The sequence below is a fragment of the Arthrobacter sp. LT660 genome (assembly GCF_056172845.1).
The window spans coordinates 2,217,839-2,239,081 of sequence record NZ_CM149651.1; the positions used below are offsets into that span (position 1 = coordinate 2,217,839).

Annotated in this window: 21 protein-coding genes, 1 tRNA gene and 1 pseudogene; 16 read left to right on the forward strand and 7 right to left on the reverse strand. The window is 69.3% G+C overall.

The window, feature by feature from the left end; translation table 11 throughout:
* Position 1 precedes the first annotated feature (1 nt).
* From AC0QSG_RS10230 to AC0QSG_RS10270, 9 genes and pseudogenes are all read left to right on the forward strand, one after another.
* Complete coding sequence (locus AC0QSG_RS10230; protein ID WP_019482640.1) at positions 2-1,471, forward strand: SCO6880 family protein; 1,470 nt, start codon at positions 2-4, stop codon at positions 1,469-1,471.
* Positions 1,472-1,560: 89 nt separating this feature from the next.
* Complete coding sequence (locus tag AC0QSG_RS10235) at positions 1,561-2,400, forward strand: hypothetical protein (protein ID WP_019482641.1); 840 nt, start codon at positions 1,561-1,563, stop codon at positions 2,398-2,400.
* On the forward strand, positions 2,397-3,881 hold the full coding sequence (locus AC0QSG_RS10240) for an ATP-binding protein (RefSeq protein ID WP_019482642.1): 1,485 nt from the start codon (positions 2,397-2,399) through the stop codon (positions 3,879-3,881). Before AC0QSG_RS10235 ends, AC0QSG_RS10240 begins: the two co-directional genes overlap by 4 nt.
* Positions 3,878-4,441 (forward strand): hypothetical protein, encoded by a 564-nt coding sequence (locus AC0QSG_RS10245; RefSeq protein WP_019482643.1) that lies wholly within the window; start codon positions 3,878-3,880, stop codon positions 4,439-4,441. Before AC0QSG_RS10240 ends, AC0QSG_RS10245 begins: the two co-directional genes overlap by 4 nt.
* A 74-nt stretch (positions 4,442-4,515) precedes the next feature.
* The gene (locus tag AC0QSG_RS10250) at positions 4,516-6,222 is read left to right on the forward strand and encodes a type IV secretory system conjugative DNA transfer family protein (protein WP_083850887.1); all 1,707 of its coding nucleotides are present in this window, start codon (positions 4,516-4,518) and stop codon (positions 6,220-6,222) included.
* Positions 6,223-6,306: 84 nt separating this feature from the next.
* Positions 6,307-6,774, forward strand: coding sequence for a single-stranded DNA-binding protein (locus AC0QSG_RS10255; protein WP_019482645.1), 468 nt, complete (start codon positions 6,307-6,309; stop codon positions 6,772-6,774).
* An 18-nt stretch (positions 6,775-6,792) separates the two neighbouring features.
* Positions 6,793-7,419, forward strand: a complete 627-nt coding sequence (locus tag AC0QSG_RS10260; protein ID WP_019482646.1) for a hypothetical protein — start codon at positions 6,793-6,795, stop codon at positions 7,417-7,419.
* A complete protein-coding gene (locus AC0QSG_RS10265; protein ID WP_019482647.1) occupies positions 7,419-7,616 on the forward strand; it encodes a hypothetical protein in 198 nt (65 codons plus the stop codon). Before AC0QSG_RS10260 ends, AC0QSG_RS10265 begins: the two co-directional genes overlap by 1 nt.
* Positions 7,617-7,764: 148 nt before the next feature.
* Positions 7,765-8,847: pseudogene (locus AC0QSG_RS10270) on the forward strand (recombinase family protein); the annotation flags it as partial.
* Here AC0QSG_RS10270 and AC0QSG_RS10275 read toward each other — a convergent pair.
* The 4 genes from AC0QSG_RS10275 to AC0QSG_RS10290 all read right to left on the reverse strand — a co-directional run bounded on the left by AC0QSG_RS10275 (position 8,836) and on the right by AC0QSG_RS10290 (position 12,206).
* Positions 8,836-9,321 (reverse strand): hypothetical protein, encoded by a 486-nt coding sequence (locus tag AC0QSG_RS10275; RefSeq protein WP_475375277.1) that lies wholly within the window; start codon positions 9,319-9,321, stop codon positions 8,836-8,838. The pseudogene AC0QSG_RS10270 and the gene AC0QSG_RS10275 overlap by 12 nt on opposite strands.
* Positions 9,322-9,454: 133 nt before the next feature.
* Positions 9,455-9,527 (reverse strand) — tRNA-Ala (locus tag AC0QSG_RS10280).
* A 95-nt stretch (positions 9,528-9,622) separates the two neighbouring features.
* A complete protein-coding gene (locus AC0QSG_RS10285) occupies positions 9,623-10,867 on the reverse strand; it encodes an MFS transporter (RefSeq protein WP_475375278.1) in 1,245 nt (414 codons plus the stop codon).
* 106 nt (positions 10,868-10,973) lie between these two features.
* Positions 10,974-12,206, reverse strand: a complete 1,233-nt coding sequence (locus tag AC0QSG_RS10290) for an NAD(P)/FAD-dependent oxidoreductase (RefSeq protein ID WP_475375279.1) — start codon at positions 12,204-12,206, stop codon at positions 10,974-10,976.
* 147 nt (positions 12,207-12,353) lie between these two features.
* Here AC0QSG_RS10290 and AC0QSG_RS10295 point away from each other — a divergent pair, with 147 nt between their 5' ends.
* From AC0QSG_RS10295 to AC0QSG_RS10320, 6 genes are all read left to right on the forward strand, one after another.
* Positions 12,354-12,716 (forward strand): hypothetical protein, encoded by a 363-nt coding sequence (locus AC0QSG_RS10295; RefSeq protein WP_475375280.1) that lies wholly within the window; start codon positions 12,354-12,356, stop codon positions 12,714-12,716.
* A 46-nt stretch (positions 12,717-12,762) separates the two neighbouring features.
* Complete coding sequence (locus tag AC0QSG_RS10300; protein WP_475375281.1) at positions 12,763-13,416, forward strand: VWA domain-containing protein; 654 nt, start codon at positions 12,763-12,765, stop codon at positions 13,414-13,416.
* Positions 13,413-14,021, forward strand: a complete 609-nt coding sequence (locus AC0QSG_RS10305; protein ID WP_435729084.1) for a protein-tyrosine phosphatase family protein — start codon at positions 13,413-13,415, stop codon at positions 14,019-14,021. Before AC0QSG_RS10300 ends, AC0QSG_RS10305 begins: the two co-directional genes overlap by 4 nt.
* 82 nt (positions 14,022-14,103) lie before the next feature.
* On the forward strand, positions 14,104-14,775 hold the full coding sequence (locus AC0QSG_RS10310; RefSeq protein ID WP_475375282.1) for a hypothetical protein: 672 nt from the start codon (positions 14,104-14,106) through the stop codon (positions 14,773-14,775).
* A 38-nt stretch (positions 14,776-14,813) separates the two neighbouring features.
* Positions 14,814-15,974 (forward strand): glycosyltransferase, encoded by a 1,161-nt coding sequence (locus AC0QSG_RS10315; protein ID WP_475375283.1) that lies wholly within the window; start codon positions 14,814-14,816, stop codon positions 15,972-15,974.
* A gap of 8 nt (positions 15,975-15,982) precedes the next feature.
* Positions 15,983-17,086 (forward strand): glycosyltransferase, encoded by a 1,104-nt coding sequence (locus AC0QSG_RS10320; protein ID WP_475375284.1) that lies wholly within the window; start codon positions 15,983-15,985, stop codon positions 17,084-17,086.
* On the opposite strand, the gene AC0QSG_RS10325 is transcribed toward AC0QSG_RS10320, so the two are convergent.
* Positions 17,083-17,967 (reverse strand): glycosyltransferase family 2 protein, encoded by an 885-nt coding sequence (locus AC0QSG_RS10325; RefSeq protein WP_475375285.1) that lies wholly within the window; start codon positions 17,965-17,967, stop codon positions 17,083-17,085. The genes AC0QSG_RS10320 and AC0QSG_RS10325 overlap by 4 nt on opposite strands.
* An 85-nt stretch (positions 17,968-18,052) precedes the next feature.
* Between AC0QSG_RS10325 and AC0QSG_RS10330 the strand changes: the two genes are divergently transcribed.
* On the forward strand, positions 18,053-19,168 hold the full coding sequence (locus AC0QSG_RS10330) for a glycosyltransferase (RefSeq protein ID WP_475375286.1): 1,116 nt from the start codon (positions 18,053-18,055) through the stop codon (positions 19,166-19,168).
* On the opposite strand, the gene AC0QSG_RS10335 is transcribed toward AC0QSG_RS10330, so the two are convergent.
* Together AC0QSG_RS10335 and AC0QSG_RS10340 are read right to left on the reverse strand one after the other, a co-directional pair.
* Entirely contained in the window at positions 19,165-20,115 is a 951-nt protein-coding gene (locus AC0QSG_RS10335; protein ID WP_475375287.1) for a carbohydrate kinase family protein, read from the reverse strand. The genes AC0QSG_RS10330 and AC0QSG_RS10335 overlap by 4 nt on opposite strands.
* 47 nt (positions 20,116-20,162) lie before the next feature.
* A complete protein-coding gene (locus AC0QSG_RS10340; protein ID WP_475375288.1) occupies positions 20,163-21,221 on the reverse strand; it encodes an NAD(P)-dependent alcohol dehydrogenase in 1,059 nt (352 codons plus the stop codon).
* Positions 21,222-21,243 lie beyond the last annotated feature (22 nt).

The window sequence follows — 21,243 nt, forward strand, 5'->3', positions numbered from 1 at the left end:
CGTGACTAAGACGAAGAACGAGCGCCCGGCCTCGTCGGAGCTGGTGCCGGTGAAGTTCTCCCGGCTCACCCGTCGGGGCGTGCTGTTAGGACTGTCGCTGGCACAGCTGATCACGTTGACGATCGGCGTGCTCTCAGTCGTCGGCGCCCTCTACGGCGGTGGTGGCATCCTTTTGGCCTACACCGCGCCCGTCTGGGTGCTCGCGGTCGCACTGACGTGGATACCCATCACGGGACGTCCGGCCATCGAGTGGCTGCCGGTCGCGTTCTGGTGGCTCTGGCGGTCCACCGGCGGGCAGCTTCTGTACCGGCGGCGGGTGGTGACACCGCGTCCGGTCGGCACCCTCGCACTTCCCGGTGACATGGCCCGGCTGCGGGAGTACACCGACCCCCAGAGCGGCGCCGGGATGATCCACGACCCCCACCAGCAGACCCTAACGGTCGTGTGCGAGGTGTCGCATGCGGCATTCGTCCTCCTCGATCCGGGCGAGCAGGAACGCCGCGTCATCTCCTGGGGCCGCGTCCTAGCGACCCTCTGCCGCTCGGGCCGCATCGCCACCCTCCAGGTGCTGGAGCGCACCCTGCCGGACTCCGGCACCGGACTCGCCGAATGGTGGGCCTCCCACGGCACCGCCGATGACAGCTGGGCGGCGACCACCTACGCCGAACTCATCGACCGCGCCGGCCCCGCCGGCGAACGCCACGCAACCACGCTGTCTCTGTCGCTGGACATGAGGACCGCCGCCCGGCAGATCAGGACCGCAGGCGGCGGTATCCGCGGCACCGCAGCCGTACTCCGCCAAGAAATGAGCACGATGGTCGCCGCCCTGCGATCAGCCGACCTGACCCCCTCGGGGTGGCTCACCCCTGGACAGATCGCCGTCATCCTTCGTGGTGCGTACGACCCGGCGATCGCTGCGACGCTGCAGCGACACGGTGAGCTGGGCCAGAGCCTTGCCACCGCCGGGCCTGTCGCCGTGAACGAATCATGGACGAGACTACGCACCGACTCGGCACATCATGCGGTGCTGTGGATCTCGGAATGGCCCCGCTCGATGGTCTACCCCGGCTTCCTGTCCCCGGTGCTGCTCTCCACCGGCATCCAGCGGAGCTTCTCGCTGCTCTGCACGCCGATGCGATCCGACCAGGCGGCCAGGGACATCCGCAAGAAGAAGGTCGAGCACATCAGCAACGCCACCCAGCGAGCGAAGATCGGCCAAATCGAAGATGCCGCCCTCACCGCCGAGTACCACGACGTCCTCCAGCAGGAAGCCGACCTGACCGCCGGCCACGGCGTGCTGCGCTATACCGGCCTCATCAGCGTCTCCGCCCCGACAATCGACGAGCTGGAGGCCGCCGTCGCCGCCATCGAACAGGCCGCGATCCAAGCCTCATGCGAGACCCGGCTACTCGTCGGCCAGCAGGCCGCCGCGTTCACCGCCGCAGCGCTCCCGCTCTGCCGCCGCATTTGACAAATCCGCTGGGCAAGTTGTGTCAGGTGCGCGCACCTGACCCGTGACCCCGAATCCGGGGATTCGCCTGAGTTCACGGGAGGCCGTTCATGCCCACGTTCCACAACCCACTCGCCGATGCCGCCGAGGCATCCGAAGCGCTGCGCGGTCTCGCCCACGCCAGCCTCGCTTTCGACAACCCCGCCGACACGTACGCCGTGCTCAGTGACCTGACCTCCGGGGTACGGTCGCTTCGGCAGGTGCTCGACCAGCTCGCGAATGCTCACCTGGCCCACCGCGGCCGTGCCCACGACGACCATGGCGACCATCCCAGCGGGGCGGACCGTGCCCTCGCCGCTTCGGACGAGCTGCACCAGGCCGGCACACTGCTGGATCAGGTGCACGACCGGCTCGATACAGCGTTCGGTCATGCGGGCAGGATCGCCTGGCACCCCGATCCCGCTCTCGACCAAGAGCCACTAACGAAGACTGCCACGCGACGGTGGGTCTCTGTGGTGTTCCTCCAAGGTGAGGATGCCGATGAGGTGCTCGATCTGATCGACCGTGATGGAGCAGCCGCCGCGATCGAGCACTTGAAGGGTTTCGACTACGGGTACGAGACCACCGTCGCAGCGTTGGAGAATGGGTACGTCTACGACGAGCCACCGAGCGGCGCGCTCGACCGGTCCGTGACCGCGGACGGCTACACCCTCACCTCGAACGCGGCGATGGGGCACGTGAGCCTGCTTCGTCAGCACACTGTGCTCACCGAAGACGCGCTTCCCGAACCCGGCACCGCAACCGCACGTGAGACGAGTGTCGGACACGATGTTCCCGTGCCGAACGAAGAAGAGACGGCCGCTCCGCGTGTACGGCGTGCGCCTGATCCTTCGTGGTTCGAGCAACCCGGCTTTGCCGGGGTGAAGCAGTCCCGGGGACTGTCACTGTGAGCGAACACGAGCGGCTGCACACCTCTGTCCTGGTCGCCCTGGCCTCCGACCGGCGCTGGCTGCGCAAGCAGCGCCGGCAGGCTGCCGTCCGGCTCCAGACTGAACAGCATCGCGCCGAGCAGACAGCCGCGAAAGCGGAAGCGGAGGCCCGGCGGAGCGAACGGCGCGCCACCACCTTTCTGTCTGCCGCGGGTGAACCCGGCCCGGCCGCGCTACGCACCCCCGGCCGGTCCCGCCTGCCGAGGCATCAGGACACGTCGGCGACGTTGGCAGGGGCGTATCCGTTCATCGCCGAAGGCGGTCTCGGCTCCGACGGGGTGTTCGTCGGCCAAGACCTTTACTCTGGCGGCAGCTTCGTGTACGACCCGTGGGTGCTCTACGCCCGTGGCGTCATCACGGCCCCGAACGTTGTCCTGGCCGGGATCGTCGGCTCTGGCAAGTCCAGCCTGGCGAAGTCGCTCTACACGCGATCGTTGCCGTTCGGGCGGCGGGTCTATATTCCCGGTGATCCGAAGGGCGAGCACACCGCGGTCGCCGAGGCTGTCGGTGGTCAGGCGATCGTCCTCGGCCATGGGCTCAACACGCGACTGAACCCACTTGACGAGGGCCACCGGCCCTCCGGGCTCTCAAATGAGCAGTGGGCCATCACGGTCGCGGCCCGCCGCCGCGACCTGATCGGGTCGCTGACCGAGACCGTCCTCGCTCGGGATCTGACGCCATTGGAGCACACCGCGATCGACCTGGCACTGAGCGAGACTGTGCGGGAAAACACCGTGCCGATCCTGCCGATGGTAGTCGATCGCGTCCTCACCCCCAGCGCGGACGCCGACGACCGGTTGGCCGAAGACGGCCGGCTCGTCGGCCACGCCCTGCGCCGCCTGGTCGCCGGCGACCTCGCCGGGCTGTTCGACGGACCATCCACGGTGGCGTTCGACCCGTCCCTGCCGATGATCTCCCTGGACCTGTCCCGTGTCACCGAGAACAGCACGTTGATCTCAGTGCTGATGACGTGCTCGTCGGCGTGGATGGAGTCCGCCTTATTGGACCCCAACGGTGGGCAGCGGTGGGTGATCTATGACGAGGCGTGGCGGCTCATGTCCCACCCGGCACTGCTGCGACGGATGGACGCACATTGGCGGCTGGCCAGGCATTACGGGATCGCGAACATGCTGATCTTCCACAAGCTCTCCGACCTCGACAACGTCGGCGACGCCGGCTCCGCCATGCGATCCCTCGCCAGCAGCCTGCTCGCCAACGCCGAGACCCGGATCGTATACCGGCAAGAGCCCGATCAGCTCGGCCCCACCGCTATTGCTCTCGGGCTCACCGGCACCGAACAGAAACTTCTCCCCTCGTTAGGTGTCGGGCAGGGGCTCTGGCGTATCAAAGACAGGGCCTTCGTAACCCAACACCAGCTGCATCCCGCTGAACTGGAATTGTTCGACACCAGCTCCAGGCTCATCTCAGGGGTAAAGCGATGAACCGCAAACCCCCACGACGTTCGACCTGGCAGGAATCCGAACAGACGCCGGTCGTACTGCCGCACGTGATCATCACCGTCACTGAGCCGGGCGTTCTGAAGGTCACGGTCGACGGGAACCCCTTCCCACCGCCAGCCGACGAACACATATGGACGCGGAACGCCTTCGGAATCCTGCTGAATGCCATCACCAAGGACCGGACATCCGCGGTGCGCATAGAGATCCGTGAGACTGACGGGAGCGTGTTCACCGACATCATCCGACCCGGCAGACGCACCACTCGTGAACCACCCTCAGCAGCCGAACTGGAGAAGCAATGCGGTAATCACGCCACGAGAACGCGCGCACCGCAGTTGATCGAGGTCACCGCTGACGGGTTCGCGTCCGATGAGAACATCGCCGTCGCGGTCATTGTCTCCCACACCGACGCCGCCGGTACTGGTCATGCCCATACCCTCCTCGACAAGACCCAACACGCTTCACTTCTGCGCGACGGCTGCGGCGAGGTGGTGCTGCTCGGGCGCATCTCGGGCGCCGTCCATGTTCGGCGGCTGCCGTGAACGCGTCCCAGCAGCGCCAAGGTGGTTCGTTCGGCGACGAGCTGACCAACGCCGCCCTCGTCGGACTAGTGGCGATGTTCGGTGCCGCACTGATCCTGCGCGCGGCGGGATCAGTGGCCGCGTTTCTCACCGGCACGCCCCAACCTGCCGCCGGCCCCGCCTCCGGGCTGAGGGTACTGTTCAACCCTGGCGATCCCGCCACAGCGCTCGACGCCGCCGGCCTCAACGCGGTGACGTACTGGATTGTCACAGCGATCCTGCTCACCGGCCTCGCGACGGCAGGGACATGGGTATGGATGCGGCTGCGTCGCCACTCCCGCAAGTTCGAGACGGATCCGCGGCGCCTTGCCGGCACCGCCACCGCCTACGAGGTAAACCAGAGCGCCTCCGCCAAGGCGCTACTGCACCGTGCCCGGACGCTGCGTCCGTCGCTGAACAATCCCGCTCCTGCGGACGTCGGATACCGGATCGGCACCTCCAAGGGACGGGACGTGTGGGCCAGCGTGGAGGACTCGATCCTGCTCATCGGACCACCCCGATCCGGCAAAGGCCTCCAGGTCGTCATCAACGCCATCCTCGACGCCCCCGGCGCCGTCGTCACCACCAGCACACGCCCGGACAACCTCACCGCGACCCTGCGCGCCCGAGAGCGCCTCGGCCCGGTGGCGGTGTTCGACCCCCAGCACCTCGCCGTAGGCATCCCCGGCGGACTCCGCTGGTCGCCGGTCCGCGGGTGCGAGGACCCGCTGACGGCGATGATCCGCGCCACCGGCCTTGCCGCTGCCACTGGATTGTCCGCCGGCGGCGTCGATTCGGGCGGGTTCTGGGAAGGTAAGACCCGCACCGCACTTCAAGCCCTTCTACATGCCGCTGCCCTCGACTACCGGTCACCGGCTGAACTGTTCCGATGGACACTCGACCCGTCTGCGGCTGCCGAAGCCGTCGCGATCCTCACCAACTCGCCTATGGCCGCGACCGGGTGGGCGGAATCGCTCGGGGCAATGATCGACGCCGATCCGAAGACACGCGACAGCATCTGGCAGGGCGTCGCCCTGGCCCTCGGTGCCCTTGCCGACCCCCGCGTGCTCAATGAGGTGTCGCCCGGGCCGGGTGAGGGCTTCGACCCCGAGACCTTCATCCGCGACCGCGGCACCCTCTACCTGCTGGCCACGGGCGCCGGCGCCGGCGCATCCGCCGCCCTGGTGGCCGCGTTCGTGGAGGACCTCGTCGAAACTGCCCGGAAGCTCGCTGCCCGCTCACCCGGCGCAAGGCTCGATCCGCCCCTGCTGCTTGCCCTCGACGAAATCGGCAACCTCGCACCGTTGCCATCGCTACCGACCTTGATGGCCGAAGGCGGTGGCACCGGCATCACCACCCTGCCCGTCCTCCAATCGTTGGCCCAAGCGCGCGACAAGTGGAACGACAACGCGGCCGGCGCGATCTGGGACGCCTCCATCGTCAAGATCATCCTCGGCGGCGCCTCCAACAGCCGGGACCTCCAAGACCTCTCCACGCTGATCGGCGAGCGCGACGAGTACACCGACTCCGTCACCCTCGGAGACCACGGCACCCGCTCCAATCAGCGCTCAGTGCGCCGTGTCGCGATTCTTCCACCCGACCGGATCAGAACCCTGCCGTTCGGCACCGGGATCACGCTCCTGCGCTCCGCACCACCGATCGTCACCGACCTACGTGCCTGGCCTACCCGGCCGGACGCCGCCAGGTTGAAGATCGACCGAGACGAGATCGAAGCACTGCTCCGCCACCCTGCGCAGTCGTGAGCCCTGCATGGGTAAGGGCCGTGCACCTGACTGACACAGCGACCACGTCCTGGTGGTCGCGACTCATCGTCAGGAGAAGGTCCGATGGCTATACACACGCAGCAGTCCATCTCGGGGTTTATCGCCACCGATCCGCAGCTCACGACCACGGAGACCGGTGACGCTCGGTTCTATGCCCGGTTCGGGCAGGAGAACTACCGTCGCGAAGAAGACGGGGCGTTCACGAAGCTGGAGCCGAGCTTCAGCAATCTCGTGCTGTACCGGGCCACCGCCGAACGCGCCTACGAGCGCTTCACCAAAGGCGACAACTTCGTGGCCGAAGGCTACGCACACGAGTACGCTTACACCCGCGACGAGCAAGAGATCGAGGGCGAGGAGTTCGTGGCCAAGAAGATCGGCCACGATACGGCCCGGACGCGCTACGAGGTGGACCGCGTCCCCCGCCGGACCGGTGTTGCCGCCGAGCGCGAGAGCGCGACCCGCGAGCACAACCGAGTGTTCGACCCGCCTCAATCCCGGCCGGCTGCCGATGCTTCGGTGCTGGGCCGCTGAACCGGGAGGAGCAGCATCATGAGTGACGATATGGCGCCCCCGGAGCCCGACGAGAGCGACCTCGATGAGGACTTGGACGACGACTTCGGCGCTGAGATGACAAATGAGTCGGTGGGCGGGCCGCCGCATCCGGTGAACTGGAATCTGCTCTCCGCCCACGACCTGGAGCAAGAGTGGCTGGAGCTGAACCGGTGGGTCGACTGGCTGCGCCACACCTACGGGCTCCCCGCCGCCGTGATCCCTCCGTTTTGGCACCACCATTCCGAACTTGTCTGGGAACTCTCCGCACTGCATCTGCACTGGCTATGCGCTTACGATCCCGACCAGAACGGCTCCGCGCCCATCGGCTGGCACCGCGACTTCGCCGACGCCAGGGCGCGGCTGCGTGACTGGGTCGCCGCCTCCGGCACCCGACTCGACCGTGACCGCCCGACCCGGCAAACTGCCTGGCCTGGCGAAGAGCCTGCACCACCGGTGGAGGACGACGTGATCGCCGACCGGGATTCAGAGTTCGTGGACTTCGTCCGCGAGCAGGTCCGAGAGCGGCAAGCCGCGGAAGATGCGTTCTTCGTCACGATCAACGAATCCACCGGTGAACTCTTCGACCACCGTCCCGGTGACCAACGTGAGCGAGGCGAGCGCTGATGGTGCGCTCCTACTCGCCCAAGAGCGAACGCTCCGGCGCAGACCGGCCGGTCCGGGTTCGTTTCGACCGACGCGAGGAGATCGACGCTGAGAAGGTTGCCGAAGTCCTCATCCGGCTCGCACTGCGCGCCTCCGAAGACGACACCGCCGCCCAAGCAGGCAAGCACCTCCGACAACTGCTCACAGCCAGGCGGTAGAATCAGATGTCAACACGACGATCACGGCGTCGCTGGCACTGATCCTAAGCCCCTCATTGAGGGGTGTCCTTTTCGATTCCTGATGTGACCGCCATCCAGCGCCCCAGACACCCAACTGACAGTTGGGCACCTGAAAGGCGGTCACCCGATGACTCCCACCTATCTTCCTTCCGGCATCGACCTCGCAACGCTCCGCACCCTCGCTGCCGACAAACGCCAACAGACGGCCGCAGTCAGGGAGGAACGGCCGGACGGACCTGTGCCCGCCGTCTCCTATCTGCGGGTCTCTACCAAGGACCAGGCCACACGCAACGGCCTCGAAGAAGGTCTGTCCATCCCCGCTCAGCGTGAAGCCGCCCAGCGCAAAGCCGAACAGCTCGGTGCGGTCATCGTCAAGGAGTTCATCGAGCCCGGCGAGTCTGCCAAGACCACCCGCAGGCGGGCGTTGCAGGAGATGCTTAACTACATCGCCGCAAACCCGGTGCAGTTGTGCATCATCAACAAAATCGACCGGCTCGCTCGCAACCGGCTCGACGACGCCATCATCCATGCCACGTTGCGCGAGGCAAACATCACTCTGGTCTCGGTCACGGAGAACATCGACGAGTCGCCCTCAGGTATGCTCATGCACGGCATCCTCGCCTCCATGGCGGAGTTCTACTCCCTCAACCTGGCCCAGGAAGTCGTCAAGGGGATGACGCAGAAGGCTTCAATCGGCGGCACGCCGACCAAGGCACCGGTGGGCTACCTGAACGTGCGCACCACCGATGCCAAGGGCCGAGAAGCCCGAGAGATCGAACTGGACCCGGACCGCGCCGAGCTGATCCGGTTCGCGTTCACCGCCTACGCCACCGGCGACTGGTCCCTGTCCTCCCTCGCACGTGAGTTGAAGACCCGTGGCCTAGCGACCCGCCCCACACCCTCACAGCCGGCAAGACCGGTCACCACCACGGGGTTGCACAAGGTACTGACCAATCCCTACTACCAGGGCACCGTGACCTTCCGTGGCGTCACTTACGACGGCGCCCATACTCCTCTGGTCGACTCGGACACGTGGCTGCGCGTCCAGACCCAACTCGATGCGAAGAATGCCGTGGGCGATCGGCCTCAGAAGTACGACCACTACCTCAAGGGAACTGTGTACTGCTCGTGCGGCGCCAAGCTCATGATCGAACGGCCCCGTGACAAGCAAGGTGATCGCTACGAGTACTTCACCTGCTCAGGGCGACGCAAGAAGAACGGCTGCACTCGCTCGGCGATCCTCGCCGAACGGATCGAGAACCGCATCGAACGCGGCTACGGCATCAACGGTCTCACCGACGAGGAAGCGCAACGCATCAGCCAACTCCTGCACCAGGTGTTCGCCCAGCTCGAAACCTCCAGCGACGACGAACGCGTCGTACTTACTGCACAGCGCGAAAAGCTCGATGCCGAACGCCTCAAGCTCGTCCAAGCCCACTACGCCGACGCCATCCCGCTCGACCTGCTTAAGACCGAACAGGGCCGCATCCGTACCAGCCTGCACGCGATCACCAGCCGGCTCGATAGTCTCGCGAACACATACCACAACGCTCATGAGGGGCTCGATCAGATTGTCGGTGTCCTCACCGACCTCGGAGACCTCTACAGCAAGTGCGAACCTACTGAACGCCGCATCCTCAACCGCGCGCTGTTCAAGCGGATCATCGTCGACGAGGACGAACACGTCACGTTCGTGCCGGCCGAACCGGCGGCCGCTGTCCTCGCTCAAGAGCACAGGGGCGAGACGACCCAACCGGACCGGGACACAAACCTGCCCCGCCATCAGACGGGGCAGGTTTCGAATTTCTCTACTTACGTGGAGGTAAGGGGATTCGAACCCCTGACCTTCTGCATGCCATGCAGACGCGCTACCAACTGCGCCATACCCCCGCGGAGGCGGCCCCACACCGGAAACCGGTGCCCGAGCCGAATCAATAATCTACAGCACCGGAGCCGTGCCGCGCCAATCGGAGAACGGCCCGGCGCTAGGCCACGGGAGCGTCGACCGCGTCCGACGGCGTGGAGGCGGACCGGCGTCGTGCCCCATGCCCGGCCGCGAGCGCCAGGAGGAGTCCCAACAGTGCCAGCCCCGCGCCGACGAACGCGGGCGCCTGGTACCCGAAGCCGAGGCCGATGACCACTGCCCCCAGCGCGGCGCCGAGCGCGTTCGCCACGTTCAGCGCCGAGTGGTTCAACGAGGCGGCCAGGGACTGCGCCCGCGGCGCGGAATCCATCAGCAGCGCCTGCAGTCCGGGCACCAGGATGGAGCCGGTGCCGCCGAGGATGAACACCATGATCAGTGCCGGGACCGGGTAGGGAGAGACCAGCCCGAACGTCGTCATGAACACCACCATGGCGCCCGTCGCGATGTAGATGCTGCCGCGCACGGACCAGTCCGCCAGCCGCCCGCCCAGGAGGTTTCCGATCACCATGCCCACGCCGTAGAGTCCCAGGACCAGCGGAACGGATCCGATCGGCAGGCCCGTGACGTCCGTGAGCGTGGGGCTGATGTACGCGTAGACCGCGAAGAACCCGCCGAACCCCACGACGCCGACGAGCATCGCCAGCCAGACCTGGCCGCTGCGCAGGGCGCTGAGCTCGCGGCGGATGCTGGCCTCGGCGTGCGCCGGGTTGAACGGCACGAAGGTCTTGATGCTGATCCAGGTCAGGGCGCCGACGATCCCCACAACGCCGAACATCCACCGCCAGCCGAGCTGCTGGCCCATCCATGTCACCGCGGGCACGCCCAGGACGTTGGCCACCGACAGTCCCAACATGACCCAGGCGATGGCGCGGCCGCGCATGGTGGCCGGGACCAGCGAACCAGCCAGGATCGCGGCGATCCCGAAATACGCGCCGTGCGGCAGCCCGGAGAGGAAGCGGGTGAACAGCATCCACTCGTAGTTCGGGGCCACGACCGAGGAGACGTTGGCGAGCGTGAAGAACGCCATCAGCCACAGGACCATCGTCTTGCGGGGCACGCGCGCGCCGACGGCGGTGATGACCGGGGCGCCGACCACCACGCCGATGGCGTACGCGGAGATCATCAGTCCCATGTCCGGGTTCGTCACGCCCAGATCGGCCGCACCCTCCTGCAGCAGGCCCATGATGGCGAACTCCGTGGTGCCGATGCCGAAGCCGCCCATGGCGAGCGCCAGGACGGCCAGCAGCAGCGCGCGGCCTTCGAGCCGCGTGCCGCGTGGAAGTGTGGAGCGGGCAGAGGGGGTCATTCGGATCCTGTCTGGGGGTGGTGCGTAGGGCGCGCGGGACGGAGGTGCGGCTACGCTGACGAACCCAGAACAGTCTACGGAACCCGTTTCATTCCCCGCCCTCGTCCTACAGCTCCCCCAACGGCACCGCCGGGTCCCGGAGTCGCCCGGAAGGGACGCTGCGGCCCACCACGGCGCGCAAAGCGTCGCCGACGTCCCAGATGTTGACGTTCATGGCCGCCGTGACCGTGCCGCCCTCGATCCAGAACGTGATGAACTCCTCTTTCGACGCGTCCCCGCGGACCACCACCTCGGCATCGCGGCCGGCGCGCCCGACGTATTCCATGCCGACGTCGTACTGGTCCGTGAAGAAATAGGGCAGCCAGTCGTACGCGCTGTCCCGGCCGAGGATCGTCTGCGCCGCGAGCTTGCCCTGCCGGATCGCGTTGTCCCAGTGCTCCACGCGGAGCGGTCCCAGCGTCGCGTGCCGGGCGTTGGCGACGTCGCCCACGGCGAGGATCGCCGGGTCCTCCGTCCGGAGCCGCGAGTCGACGACGACCCCGTTGTCGACCGCCAGTCCGGCGCCCTCGGCGAGCGCCGTGTTGGGGACCGCCCCGACGGCCACCAGTACGACATCGGCCAGAACGTCGCCCGCATCGGTCGCCAGGCCGGCCGCGCGCCCGTCGCGTTCGAGGATTCCCATCACGCGGGTGTCCAACCTCAAGTCGACGCCGTTGCGCCGGTGCAGGGCGGCGAAGTGCTCCCCCATCTCCCTGCCGAGTGCGGCCTGAAGCGGAACCGCGTCCGGGGCGACGACGACGACGTCCATGCCCGCCCCGCGCGCCGACGCGGCCACCTCCAGCCCGATCCAGCCGGCGCCGACGATCGCCAACCGACCGCCGGCGGCAAAGGCGTGCCGCAGCGCCTCCGAATCCTCGAGCCGACGCAAGGTGAGGACGCCCTCGAGGTCCGCCCCGGGAAGCGGCAGCCTGCGCGGCGAAGCGCCCGTCGCCAGCACCAGGGTGGAATACGGAACTCCGTCGCCGGAGGATAGGGACACGGTGGCGTTGCGGCGGTCGATGGCGTCCGCGGTCTCACCCAGGAGCAGCGTCACGCCGTGCTCGGCGTACCAGGATTCGTCGTGCACGAAGGCCTTGGAGCGCTCGTCCTTGCCCTGGAGGTAGCCCTTGGACAGCGGCGGCCTTTCATACGGGGCGGCCGGTTCGTCGCCCACCAGGATGATGTCGGCGTCGTACCCCTCCTCGCGAAGCGTGCCGACGACGTGCGCGGCGGCGAGCCCAGCGCCGATGACGACCACGCCGCCACCACCGGTCGATCCGTTCTGTGCCCGTTCCGACATGGCGTGCTCCTCCCGGGACACGGCCCACCGCGACGGCGGACCACTGATGCCCAGCTTGGACCCGGTCCGGGGGCCGGTCAAGGTAGGCGTCAAAAAGCGCACGCGTGCACTCTGGACAAATACGCAGAAACTGCGCATACTTGGTCTATGCACAAAAAAATCCGCAACGACGTCGCCCGGGCAGCGGACCTGCTGCGCGACCTCCCCGAGGACTCGATGGAAGCCGTGGAGCGCCTCGGCGAGGTGCGCGAACTGCTGGACGATGTCCTCAACGACGCCATGGCCGAAGCGGCCCTGGAAGGGGCCTCGCTTCGCTCGGTGGCGTTGCGGGCGGGGCTCTCCCCCAACGCGGTTCCCCCGCGACTAGCCCGCACCGAGACGCTGGGCGGCTACTCGGACCCGGACGGCAAGGTCGGGAGCTCGTCGGTGGAACGTGCCCGCTACGACTCGGAACTCGGCCGGCCCGCCCCCGAACCCAAGATGACCTTCAAGCGCCGCCGCGCCACCTGAACCACCACCCCCCATCCGACGCACCACGAACGCAAGGGAGCACGCCATGCCGGACAAGGAGCTCACACTCATGGTTTTCCTGCTGGACCGCTCCGGTTCCATGCAGTCCATCAAACCGGACATCGTCGGCGGGTTCGCCGCCATGGTCGAAGGCCAGCGCGCCGAGCCGGGGCGCTGCAACGTTTCGCTGTATCAGTTCGACACGGAGTTCGACGCGGTCTACGTCGACCGGCCGATCGCCGACGTGCCGCCGCTGGTCCTGGAGCCGCGGGGCGCCACGGCCCTGCTGGACGCCATGGCGCGAACCGTGGCCACCACGAAGGCCGGCATCGCCGAGCTCCCGGCGGCGGAGCGCCCGGGTCAGGTGCACTTCGGCATCATGACCGACGGGCACGAGAACGCGTCGGTGGAGTTCGACCGCCCCGGCATCCGCAAGCTGGTCAACGCGGTGGAGAAGGAGTCCGGTTGGATCGTCTCCTATCTGGGGTCCAACCAGGACGCCGTGGAGGTCGGCACCGGACTCGGCATCTCGGCGGACCGGTCCCTGACCTTCACCAGCGAAACCGTCGACGTCGCGATGTCCGCCTACAGCCAGATGACCTCCCGAGCCCGCCGGATGGGCCGCCGCGGGGAGTCCGTCGACGCCGTCCGCACCGCCAGCGTGTTCTCACCGGACGAGCGCCGGAAATCCGGAAAGTGAGCATCCGCGCCAACATCAGCTGGGTCGCCGCCGACCTCGCGGTCGGCGGTGACCTGGCGCACTCGCCGACCCGGGCCGCGTTGCAGGCCGCGGACATCGTCGACTCCGGCGTCACCCACATCCTGGACATGCGCAGCGAGGCCGACGACTCCGACGTGTGGCCGCAGTTCGGCATCGGCTACCACTGGCTGGGAACCGACGACCGCGCCGGCCACACGGTGGACGCCGCCCTGTTCGACGCCGGCGTCCGCGTTGCCCGGGCCTCCCGCCGGGAGGGCGGAAAGGTCCTGGCGCACTGCCACATGGGCATCAACCGGGGCCCGTCGATGGGGTACGCGATCCTGTTGGACCGCGGGTTCGGAACGGTCGAGGCCTTCGAGGCCATCCGCGAAGCCCGCCCGCAGGCGTTCGTCGCCTACGCCGTGGACGCGCTGGCCGCGCACGCCGCAAGGCGCATCCGGCGCGGGGAACCGGCGCGGAAGTGGCGCCGTGAACTGAAGGCGCTCGAGGCGCACATCGAGGTCACGATGACCCCCAGCCGGGTCGGGTTCATCCAGCGGGCCATGCGCCAGCACCGGATCGACGACGCGCACCTGCCCGCCTGAGCGGGATATCGTCGCAGGTAAGGGCCCGTCCGGGCCGCCGCCCTCCCGCGCGGAGCGGCGCCACGGCAACAGCGAGGACACCATGGACCCGGGGTTCACCAAGGCGATGGGGTACGGCCACCCCGCCGGGCCCGGCCGCGATCCGGGGTTCGCGGATGCCCTGGTCGGTTGGGCGGAACTGCTCGCCGGCGAGGCGTTGGCGGACGATCCGACGGCGCACTTCATCGCCTGGACGGAGCAGCACGTGCTGGCCCACGACGAGCTGTTGGGCCGGACGCCCACCCCCGAGGAGCGTGCCGCGCTCGAGGACGAGCTGGATCTCCTGGAGCGTCCCGGCTCGGTCCGGCACATGCTGCACGACGTCGGCGGAGGGGGCTTCGTCGTCGTCCCACCGTCGGCGCGGCGCCGGTGGGTGCGGCACGACGACGACGTGGACTACGTTGCGGCGGTGGCGGCCAGCCCCGACGGTGCCACCTTCACGACGCTGGATATCGCCCTCCCCGGCTACGCGGGACGGCAGGACGCCGGCGGCCGCGATCCGTCCGCCGCCGAAGCGCGTCCGCCGCTCACGGTGCCGGACCGCGGCGACCGGGCGCTGGCCTCGGAGGACGCGTATCCGGCGCACCGGTCCGGCGACCACCCGGCCATACCGCTGGTGGTGGAGGCGTACCTGCTGTGGTCGGGCATCTGCCGGGACGGCCCGCACGTCCATTCGGCGATCCGTCCGGCCATCGCCACGTTCTGGCGTCCCTAACCCTCGGGATCACGCTCCGGATCTGCCATGATGCGGACATGACGCGACGCCACCACACCTCACACCGAAAGCCCGGGCTCCGGATCGCCGTTCTGGCACACCTGCACCACGCGGTCGCCTCCCCGTTCGCCGGCGGCCTCGAGGCCCACACCGCGCAGGCGGTGGCCGCGCTCGCCGACCGCGGCCACGACGTCGTTCTCTTCGCGAAGGAGGGCAGCCACGTCGTGTGCCGGCAGGTGGCGGTCCTGGACGGGCGATTCCGCGTCAACGGCTACCCGGACAGCGTGTCGCGGGACCGGCAGCACAGGGTTCTGGACGGGGCGATGCGCTCCGCGGTCCGCGCCGCCCGCCGGGGGTTCGATGTGGTCCTGAACAATTCCCTCAGCCCGGTCCCGCACCGGGAGCTGCGGGGCGTCCCGACGCTCCACGTCTTCCACACGCCGCCGCTGCCCCGGATTGTCGACGTCTTCGGCGGCGCGGGCTGGGAACCCGACCCCCGCCACGCCTACGTCAGCGTCTCGGAGACCAACGCCCGCGGCTGGCGTCCGCACCTGCCCGCTCTCGGGGTCGTCCACAACGGAATCCCGCTGCGCCAGTGGACCGCAGGCCCCGCGCGGCGGACCGGCCAAGCCGTCTGGACGGGCCGCATCACGCCGGAAAAAGGCGCCCACGTGGCGATCGAGGCGGCGCGCCTCGCCGGCATGGAACTGGTGCTGGCCGGCCCGATCCACGACCCCGAATACTTCTCCGTGCTCATCGAACCGGAGCTGGGAGCCTCCGTCCGCTACGCGGGACACCTGGACCACGCGGAGCTTCGCCAACTGGTGTCCGGCTCGGAGGTGTTTGTCGCCTCGCCGCTGTGGGACGAGCCGTTCGGACTGAACGTCGTGGAGGCGCTCGCCTGCGGCACCCCGGTCGCGGCCCTCCCCGCGGGCGCCATGGCCGAGATCATCGCCCCCGGCGCGGGATTCGTGGCCTCCCGCAGCGACGCCGCCTCGCTGGCGGCGGCCATCGCCTCGGCGCGCGGACTGTCCCACGACGTCGTGGCCGACTCCGCGCGGAGGTTCTCCGTCGAGACCATGGCCGAGCACTACGAAGCCTTGATGCACCGGTTGGTGGGCATGGGGAGCGCGGCGCGGCAACCACGGGCCGCCGACCCGGCCGGCGAAACGGCCGACGAACCGGCGGGTGGACATTGAGCGGGGCCGTGTCCGGCGGACGACGTCGGCTCCGGCTTGCGTACTACGCCCACCACCACGGGACGGGGCATCTGCGCCACGCCCAGAACATAGCCTCGCTGGACCTCGTGGATCTCCTGGTGACGAGCACCGGCCCCCGGGACGCGAACCTGTTGCCCGGGCCCACCGAGTATGTTCCGCTCGAGCCGGACGTGGGAGACGACGGCGCTCCCCTCCGCCACGCTGCCGCCGACGGCTTCCACTACGCCCCCGACCATCCAGCCATCCGCCGGCGCTTCGCGGGCCTCTCCCGGGCGTGGGCCGAGTTCGGCGCCGACGCCGTGTTGGTGGACGTGTCCGTCGAGGCCGCCGTCTTCGCACGGCTCTCCGGTTACCCCGTGGTGTACCGCCGCATGCCCGGGGACCGCACCGACGCCGCGCACCGGACGGCGTACGGTGTCGCTTCCCGGCTCGTCGCGTACTTCCCTTCCGCGCTGGAGGATCCCGCGCACCTGACCCTGCACGGCGGCAAGAGCGACTACCTCGGAATGCTGGCGCCGCATGCCGCCGGGCTTCGCGGCAAGGCTCCGGACGGCGCCGGACCCAGGCGCCGGGTGGTGGTGCAAACCAGCCTCGGCGGGGGCGTGGACCTCGCGGGGATCGAGTGGGCCGCCCGGGCGGCGCCCGGGTGGGACTGGCAGGTGGCCGGGCGGCTGGCCGACGCGAAGGCCGAACGGGACGATGGCTCAGGGGTGGATCCGCCGGACAACCTGGAGGTCCTGGGTGTCGTCGCGGACCCCGGCGCGCTGCTGGCCGGGGCCGATGTCGTCGTCACCTCGGCCGGCCACAACGCGATCGCCGCCGCCGCGGCGGCCGGGCGCCCCACCGTCGTCGTGCCGGAGGAGCGGCCGTTTGGCGAGCAGGCCGCGTTTGCCGGCCGACTCGCGGGGATTCCCGGCACGGTCAGCGTCCCCACGTGGGATGCGGTCGACGACTGGGAGGCGCTTCTCGACCGGCTCGCGTGTGGTCCGGGGAGCGGGCTCGCGGACGCGCTCTTCACGCACCGCGACGCCTTCCGCGAAAGTCTCGACGTTCTGCTCCGGCGCGCGGTTTCCCAGCCCTCGTCCCCCTAGTAGGCGCCCTCGTGGGCCGCGGCGGCGACCTCATCGTCCGTCGGGCGGCGCAGCGCGCGGATCGAGGTCGCGGACGGGGTCCACTCCACCAGCCCCAATTGGGCGAAGGCGTCGAGCCAACCCTCCATCGGCCAGGTCCCCCACTTGTCCCGGAACGCGCCGGCGTTGGCCACGATGTCGGCGAAGTGGTTCAACGGCGGCCGGTACGATCCGTGGTGCTGGTGGTAGATGGTGGCGCGGGAGAACGCGAGCGGGACGCCCAGGCGCCGGGCGGTGAAGGCGAAGTCGGTATCCTCGGCGCCGTAGCCGGCGAACGACTCGTCGAATCCGCCGATCCGCCCGAAGTCGCCGGCGGCCACCGCGAAGCCGAGCGTCCAGAACATCTCGTACCGCGTGGAGGCCTGCACCGCGCCGGCGGTCCCGAGGGCGGCGCGGGTGTGGTGGGGCACGGAGGCGCCATGCAGGAGCGCATCGTCGACGGGCTCGTCCGGAGCCAGTGGCGCTCGGAGGTACCGCGGGGTGGCCATGGCGATCCCGCCGACGGACTCGGCGTCGCGCAACAGCTCGCCGAACATGCAGCGCGCGGGAATGCAGTCGACGTCGAGGAAAACCAGGAACCCGCCGGTGGCCTCGCGTGCGGCCAGGTTGCGTGCGGCCGCCAGCGGCAGCGTTCCGCCGTCGGGCACCTCGAGACGAAACCGCCGGACCGGGATGTCCGACTCGAGGCCCTCCGTCTCCGGCTCGCCCATGTGGACGACGACGATCTCCCGCGGCTTCGGCTCGGCCCGGTTCGTCCCGTCGACCAGCCTGCGCAGGTGCTCCGCGCGCCCCCGGACGATCACGAGCAGCGAGACGTCCGGCGCGGCCACGTCCCTATCCATGTCCGTTCCCCTTTCGGTGTCCTACTCTCGGTAGCCTAACTGGCGCATTGAAGGGAGACAGATGGTTGGCGAGGAGTCAGGTGGAATGATCCGGGTGGCGTCGATTCCGCACAGCCAGGTGTACATTCGGCATCTCGAGGCGCCGGACGCGGACCGCGGGCCGCGGGTGTGGCGGTTGCCGGATCCGGACCCGGCGGGCGGCGGGAAATTCACGCAGTCCCTCTGGTGGCCGCCCGTGATGCTCTCCGCGGACTGGGTGGCCGAGCACCATGCCGAGTTCGACCTCATGCACATCCACTTCGGGTTCGACGCCATCTCCGCGGACGATCTGCGGGCGCTCGTCGACGAACTCCGCCGGCGCTCCAAGCCCCTGGTCTACACCGCCCACGACCTGCGCAACCCGCACCACGAGGATCCCCGCGCCCACGAGGCGCACTTGGACATCCTGATGCCCGCGGCCGATCGGGTCATCACCCTGACCGAGGGCGCGGCGTCGGAAATCCGTGCGCGCTGGGGCGTGGAGGCCGCCGTGCTCCCGCACCCGCACGTCGTGGATTTCCCGACCATGGCGGCCTTGCAGGCCGGACGACGCCGGTCGGCCGGGGACGCGGCGCCGCCGACCGCCGGGCACCCGTTCCGCGTCGGTGTGCACCTGAAGAGCATTCGCCAGAACATGGACCCGGGGATCGTCGAGCCGCTGGCGGACGCGGTGGGCGCGCTCCCCCACTCCGAACTCGTCGTCAACATCCACCGGGATCTCCTGGATCCGGAGTCGAAGGACTACCGGCCCCAACCGGCGCGGCTGCTGCGCGGCGGGCACGACGCCGGGCGCTGGGTGCTGGACGCCCACGACTACTACGACGAGACCGCGTTCTTCGCCTACCTCGCGTCCCTGGACGTCTCCGTGCTGCCGTACCGGTTCGGAACCCATTCCGGCTGGCTGGAGGCGTGCCGCGACGTGGGGACCTCGGTCATCGCCCCGAGCTGCGGCCACTACCGCGGCCAGCACCCTTCGGTGGTCGAATACGCGCACGACGCCGGCCATTTGGATGCGGCATCGCTCGCCAACGCCGTGGAGAGCCTCTACCGGAGCCGCTCCTGGCCCGCGCCGACCGTGGCGGAACGGCGGGCGGAGCGCCTCCGTCTGGCCGAGGAGCACGCGGAAATCTACGCGGCGGCCCTGGCCTCGGTGCTCGCCTAGATCGAACCCAGTTCGGCCGTCCGCGGCGGGTTCGCGCCGCGGCGGGAGCAGGTGATGGCAGCGGCCCTGTTCGCGTAGGCGGCCAGGGTGCGCAGGCTGTCCCGGTCGAGGGCGCGCAGCCGTTCCCTTCCGTCCGCTCCCAGGGCATCCAGCTGCGCGAGGCCGGAGATCAGCCCCGCCATGAAGGAGTCGCCGGCGCCCACGGTGTCCGCCACCGTGATGGACTCGCCCGGCAAATCCACACGTCCCGACCGCGAGAGCAGAACGGGCCCGTCGGCTCCGCGGGTCAACGCCACGAGCGCCGGCCCGAGGCCCAGCCACGCCTCCATGGAATCGTCCAGGGTCCGGTCCGGATACAGCCAACGCAGGTCCTCGTCGCTGGCCTTGACGATGTCGCTGGCGGCAACGAAGCCCTCCGTCTGCCGGCGGACCTCGTCCGCGTCCGGGCTGATGGCCGGCCGGCAGTTCGGGTCGAAGCTGACCGTCGCGCGCTCCCGGGCGGCCTCGACCAGCCGAAACACCATGTCGCTGCCCGGCGCCAGCACGGTGGCGATGGATCCCGTGTGCACGTGGAGCGATCCGGCCACGGCCGCCAGCGCGGCGTCGGCCGCGTCCGCGAGGTCCCAGCCGAGCGTGAACGTGTACTGCGCCGCGCCGGTGTGGTCCAGCGTGGCGAGCGCGCTGGAAGTCGGCGGTGCGTCGTCGACGATGGCCACGACGTCGTTCGCGGCCAGGTGCCCGGCGATCATCCGCCCGTGCGGATCGTCGGCGAAGTGCGTCACCAGGCTCGTCTCCAGGCCCAGGCGGGCGCAGCCGACCGCCACGTTCATCGGGCTACCGCCCGGATGGGTTTCGTCCGCGACGCCGCTGACGCGGGGATCGTGGATGATGTCCACCAGCGATTCGCCGACCACCGTGACCCGGGCGCCACGTGCTTGTTCCGTCATCTGGATGTCCTCGCGTGCTCGTGCATGGTTGTCCATACTAGGCGGCCTCAGCGGCCCGGGTACACGACGGCCTTCATTTGCCCGGGTTGGCGGCCCGCCTTCAGCGCGTCCTCGGACTCCGCCAGCGAAAATCTCCCGGTGACGAGGACGTCCAGGTCCACCGTGCCGTCCGCGACCAGTTGGATGGCAAGCGGCCAGGTGTTGGTGTAGCGGAAGACGCCGGAGAGCCAGATCTCGCGGTTCTGGATGAACGAGACGGGCAGCTCGACGTCGTCCGCGCCCAGGCCGACCAGGATGACGCGCCCGGCGGGGGCGACGGCCCGGATGCCGGACCGGACGGCCTGCGGGGATCCCGAGGCGTCGATGAAGGCGTCGGCGTCCAGCCCCTCCGTGCTGTCCCGACGGGCGTCGATGGCGTGCGTCGCGCCGTGCCGGAGCGCGAACTCCAACCGGTCCTCGGCGATGTCGGAGATGTGGACCTCGGCCGCGCCGAACGCGCGCGCCGCCTGGGCGGCGATGATGCCGATCGGTCCGGCGCCGGCGATCAGGACCCGGCTTCCCGGGCGGATCCCGGCGCGTTCACAGGCCCAGAGCCCCACGGACAGCGGTTCGATCAGGGCCGCGGCCTCGTCGCTGACGGTGTCGGGAATGTCGTAGGCGAAGTCCTCCTGGATGGCGACGTATTCGGCGAAGGCGCCGTCGACCGGGGGCGTGGCGTAGAACTCGATGTCCGGGCAGAGGTTGTAGCGGCCGGACCGGCATTGGAGGCACTTGCGGCAGGGTCGCTGGGGTTCGACGGCGACCCTCTTGCCGATGCGGTCCGGATCCACGGCGCTGCCGACGGCGGCGATCCGGCCGGACAGTTCGTGGCCGAGGATCAGCGGATGGTCCACGACGTAGTCCCCGATCCGCCCGTGCTCGTAGTAGTGGACGTCGCTGCCGCAGACGCCGACGGCCGCCACGCGCACCAGGACCTGATCGGCGTCGAGTCGGGGAAGGTCCAGCGATTCCATGCCCATGACGTTCTCGCGCCGCAGGACCGACGCCCGCATGCTGGTGGGCAGCTCGTCGCCGTGTCGGTGGGCCAGCGGGGTTGCTGTAGTCATTCCGGGTACTCCTTTTATTCGG